General features: G+C 46.7%; 2 protein-coding genes. One reads left to right on the forward strand and one right to left on the reverse strand.

Features of this window, described 5'->3' with window-relative positions; all coding sequences use genetic code 11:
* Positions 1-156: 156 nt before the first annotated feature.
* The gene (locus K5Q92_RS23235; RefSeq protein ID WP_220771198.1) at positions 157-2,346 is read right to left on the reverse strand and encodes a M3 family metallopeptidase; all 2,190 of its coding nucleotides are present in this window, start codon (positions 2,344-2,346) and stop codon (positions 157-159) included.
* Between the two features lie 442 nt (positions 2,347-2,788).
* On the opposite strand from K5Q92_RS23235, the gene K5Q92_RS23240 reads away from it, so the two are divergent.
* On the forward strand, positions 2,789-4,363 hold the full coding sequence (locus K5Q92_RS23240; protein ID WP_220771199.1) for a PAS domain-containing methyl-accepting chemotaxis protein: 1,575 nt from the start codon (positions 2,789-2,791) through the stop codon (positions 4,361-4,363).
* Positions 4,364-5,325: the final 962 nt, after the last annotated feature.

Raw genomic sequence — 5,325 nt, forward strand, 5'->3', positions numbered from 1 at the left:
TTATATACAATGAGCTGAGGCCGCACTTAAGCTTGGGTATGAAAACACCTAATCAAGTGCATAAAAAAGACCAGCAGCAGAAGCTACTGGTCTAGTAAAAACCGTCAACCTATTTCAGGACGGGACAGAGTTTACAAGCGATTAGTTCGCATTCTCTTATTTTGCTAAGAGTCCTCGGCTGCGTAGTAGTGGATCAATTCCAGCTTCTTTACCACGGAACTGCTTGTAAAGTTGCATAGGATCTTCGCTGCCGCCCTGAGATAGGATGTTATCTCTAAAGGCATCAGCGGTAGCCTTGTCGAAGATGCCATTTTCCTTAAAGGCTTCAAAAGCATCGGCCCCCAGAATATCAGACCAGATGTAGCTGTAGTAACCGGCAGAGTATCCACCTGCGAAGATGTGCGAGAAGTAGGTACTGCGATAACGCGGCGCGATCTCAGCGATGAGGCCCATCTTGTTGAGTGACTCGGCTTCAAACTTAGCAGCATCTTTTGGCATAAAGTCTGTGACTGTGTGCCAATCTAAATCCAGTTTAGTTGCAGCCATATATTCAACGGTAGCGAAGCCTTGGTTGAACTTACTTGCCGCTTGAATTTTCTTAACTAATTCCTGCGGGATCACTTCACCTGTTTTGTAGTGTTTAGCAAATTGCGCTAACACTTCCGGCTGTGTCATCCAGTTTTCCATCACCTGAGAGGGGAACTCTACATAGTCACGTGGTACAGAAGTACCCGCTTGAGAGCGATACTCGACATCAGATAGCATGCCGTGCAATGCGTGACCGAATTCATGGAACAGGGTGCTCGCTTCATCGAAGGTCAGTAGTGCCGGCTCATCGCCTGCAGGGCGAGGGTAGTTAAGCACGTTAACTATGATTGGTTTAGAGTCTACGCCATCCATGTTGTACTGCTGACGGTAAGAGTTCATCCATGCTCCGCCACGCTTACTGTCGCGAACAAAGTAGTCACCCATAAAGATAGCCATTAGCTCGCCATCTTTGTCATACACTTCCCATGTACGCACCTCATCATTGTACTTAGGTAGATCGGTTCGCTCTTTAACCGTGATGCCAAATAGGCGGTTAGCCGTATAGAATACGCCTTTTAGGGTATTTTCTAATGAGAAATAAGGACGAGTTTGCTGCTCGTTGAAGCTGTATTTTGCCACACGGATCTTATCTGAGTAGTACCACCAGTCCCAACCCGCAAGTTTGAAGTCGCCGCCTTCTTCATTAATCAGCGCTTGCATGTCTGCCACTTCCGCTTCCGCTTGAGCAAGCGCGGCCGGCCATACCTTGTTTAGCAGTTCATACACGTTTTCAGGGGTCTTAGCCGTGCGCTCTTCGAGTACAAAATGCGCGTGGGTCTTATAACCCATTAGTTGCGCACGTTCTGCACGTAGTGCCGCCATCTTAGCCAAGATCTTCTTGTTGTCGTTAGCGTTATCGTTATTGCCACGCTCTACGTAACCTTTGTACAGTACTTCACGAAGATCGCGATTGTCTGCATAAGTTAAAAACGGTGTGATTGATGGACGAGACGTGGTGAATACCCATTTCCCCTCGTGACCACGCTTAGTTGCAGTTTGTGCGGCAGTTGCGATGACACCTTCTGGTAGGCCTGCTAAGTCGGCCTTATTGTCGATAACCAATTCAAACGCATTGGTCTCTGCTAGTAAGTTGTCGCCAAACTCTAGGCTAAGTTTGCCAATCTGCTCGTTCAATGCACGCAGCTTGGTTTTGTCTGCTTCACTTAAGTTCGCGCCGCCACGAGTAAATGATTTATAGGTATCTTCAAGCAGTTTTGCCTGAGCGACATTTAAATTCAGTGAGTCGCGCTGGTTATAAACGGCTTTAACTTTCTGAAAAAGCGCATCGTTTAATAAAATATCATCGTTAGCTGCAGAGAGCATTGGTGACACTTCTTTAGAGATAGCTTGTAACTCTTTGTTAGTGTCTGCGCCAGTTAGGTTATAAAACACACTCGCCACTTTGGTGGTTAAGTTACCTGAAAACTCCATCGCTTCGATAGTATTAGAGAAAGTTGGCGCATCAGGATTATCGATAATCGCTTGAATTTCAGCTTTGTGCTGTGCGATGCCAGCCTTGAATGCGGGTAGGTAGTGCTCTGGCTTGATTTTGGCAAAATCAGGAATACCAAAGTAGGTATCGTATGGTTTGAAGAACGGGTTGCTGGCATTGTTTTCAATGATCTGTTGGGCAACGACGTTTGGTGCGACTTGTGTTTCAGTACTGGTATCTTTGCTTATATTTGAAGCACCACATGCACTAAGAGCTAATGCTAAAGCGACTGCTGATACGATTGGTTTGAGGGTTAATCCCTTCATATTTATATCCCCGATTATGCTAGTTTTAATTCTCATTAATTAAATTAACGTTAACCTCTTTAAATATCACGGTTTAAAGTGTTAAATCCAGCAAGCGATTGCATCATTTGTAACAAAGCGTGCGATTAGCTATTTTTTGCTCATTTTTGCTCATTTAGCTGCCAATTCAGCGAATTTGAGGCTGCTTTTGTTACCTACAATAGAGATACCTCATCTCAGTTTATGGCGAATCGCCCTTTGTATTGATGAGTTAGCATTAGCGAACATTATTTTTTCGAAACAAGGTTGTAACAAGTGGGCTTGGGCTCCAACCTTGAGTAATGTGCAAAACATTATGTTTTTTTTCAATTATTAGAGTCATTTCGTGATAATAATCAATCCTTTCTTTTTATGAATTTGTCAGAATGCCCGGTGTTTATTTCAAGTTAAAGGGCTGTTAGTCATGCGAAACAACCAACCGGTCACACAAAAAGAAAAGACATTGACCGATAACTGTATATTACTGTCCACAACGGATCTTGACGGTAATATTAAGTATGCAAACGAAGGTTTCATCAATGTGAGTGGCTATAGTTTTGATGAGTTACATAGTCAGCCCCACAACCTAGTTCGTCACCCCGATATGCCTGAGGCGGCTTTCGAGTCGCTTTGGTCGCGTATTAAAACAGGTAAGCCTTGGGTGGGGATCGTTAAGAATCGCAGTAAAAACGGCGACCATTACTGGGTTAATGCCTATGTAGCCCCTGTTTATGAAAATGGCAAAATCCATGAATATCAATCGGTACGGCGTAAGGCAACACCAGAGCAAATTGAACGCGCCCAATCAATTTATCAAAAGGTACAAGCAGGAAAGCAGCCTAAGGAATTACGTAAGCCTATCTTAGGTTTTAGCGCTAAGTTATATGCTTGGCTAATCGTATCTGTGCTTATGGCGGTGATGCTTGCTAGTTACTCACCGATTGTCGCTGCTGTCGTGCTCACGATAGTGGGGGCGCTTGGTCTCAATTCTATTTTAAAGCCGTTCAATAGCTTAGTCGCTCAGGCAAGAAATACCATAGATGATCCGCTTGCAACTGGGGTGTTTACGGGTCGTCAGGATGAGTTAGGCGTGGTTAGCTTTGCATTACAGTTTCTGCTGACCGAAACCGGTGGCGTAGTCGGGCGAATGGCTGATTCTGCAGCGTCAATCGAATCCCTTAGCGGCAGCTTAAACGACACCATTAATAGTACCCGCCAGCGCGCCGATAGCCAGAGCATGCAAACTAGCCAAGCTGCAACGGCGATGGAGGAGATGAGTGCCAGCTTTGCTGAGGTGAGTAATAACATTCACAGCGCCGCAACTGAGATGGCTGCAAGCAATGTTTCTGCTGAAAAGGGCCATGAGCTATTAGAGCAGGTAATTGGATCAATCAACCAACTAAAGGATGAGGTGGGTAACTTCTCCTCAGTGGTCGCATCTATCGAGCAAGATAGTCACGATATTAATAATGTACTGGATGTGATCAGGAGTATTGCTGAGCAGACTAATCTGTTGGCATTAAATGCGGCGATAGAGGCGGCAAGGGCGGGTGAGTCCGGTCGTGGTTTTGCCGTTGTGGCAGATGAAGTGCGTCAGCTTTCCAGCCGTACCAGCGAGTCGACCTCCCATATCGAAGCCATCGTTACAAAGTTTCGTCAAAGTACGGAAAAAGCGGCAAAGACCATGGAGGCAGGCCAATACCGAGCTGAGCAATCGGTGGCGCTGGCTAAGAAGGTTGATGACTCGTTTGAGGCTCTACGAGACTCTATTATTAAGATGAACGTGATGAGTGATGAAAATGCCAGTGCCATGACACAGCAAACGGCGGTTGCCAATGATATTAGTCACTCAATTCAAGTGATTAATGAGTTGGCACTTGAAAGCCTACAGCAGACACAGGATGCTGCAGAACGAGGCGGCCAAGTTTCACGCTTATCCACTAAGACTCATAACTTGTCGAGACAGTTCTGGGAACAGAGCGTTCAGCGAAAAATTTAGGTTTAAAAGAAGGTTTATTAAAAGAAGGTTCTAGGAAAGGCAAAGAAAGGTTCTAGGCTCTAGGAAGAGCAAAGACGGTACAAGCAAAGACGGTAACAGCGGAACGGCCTGTGGCCTAGGGAACGTGACTGCGTCACTCACGGTACGCTGCGCTTACGGAAAAGCGGTGTTTTGTTGTAGGTCGGGCTTTAGCCCGTCATGCTTTTGATTTTCCTAGCAGGACGAAGTCCGTCCTCGTAGCGAAGCGTCCTAGAATCTAGGATCTTCTTTTAAAGCAAAGACGGTAACAGCGGAACGGCCTGTGGCCTAGGGAACGTGACTGCGTCACTCACGGTACGCTGCGCTTACGGAAAAGCGGTGTTTTGTTGTAGGTCGGGCTTTAGCCCGTCATGCTTTTGATTTTCCTAGCAGGACGAAGTCCGTCCTCGTAGCGAAGCGTCCTAGAATCTAGGATCTTCTTTTAAAGCAAAGACGGTAACAGCGGAACGGCCTGTGGCCTAGGGAACGTGACTGCGTCACTCACGGTACGCTGCGCTTACGGAAAAGCGGTGTTTTGTTGTAGGTCGGGCTTTAGCCCGTCATGCTTTTGATTTTCCTAGCAGGACGAAGTCCGCCCTCGAAGCGAAACGCCCTAGAATCTAGGACCTTCTTTTAAAGCAAAGACGGTAACAGCGGAACGGCCTGTGGCCTAGGGAACGTGACTGCGTCACTCACGGTACGCTGCGCTTACGGAAAAGCGGTGTTTGTTGTAGGTCGGGCTTTAGCCCGTCATGCTTTTGATGTTCCTAGCAGGACGAAGTCCGTCCTCGCAGCGAAGCGTCCTAGAATCTAGGACCTTCTTTTAAAGCAAAGACGGTAACAGCGGAACGGCCTGTGGCCTAGGGAACGTGACTGCGTCACTCACGGTACGCTGCGCTTACGGAAAAGCGGTGTTTTGTTGTAGGTCGGGCTTTAGCCCGTCA

Source organism: Shewanella sp. MBTL60-007, from assembly GCF_019654915.1.
Taxonomy (GTDB): Bacteria; Pseudomonadota; Gammaproteobacteria; order Enterobacterales; family Shewanellaceae; genus Shewanella.

Coding starts and splice junctions, on each gene's coding strand:
- K5Q92_RS23235 (WP_220771198.1), bottom strand. CDS start 2,346: ATGAAGGGATTAACCCTCAAACCAATCGTATCAGCAGTCGCTTTAGCA.
- K5Q92_RS23240 (WP_220771199.1), top strand. CDS start 2,789: ATGCGAAACAACCAACCGGTCACACAAAAAGAAAAGACATTGACCGAT.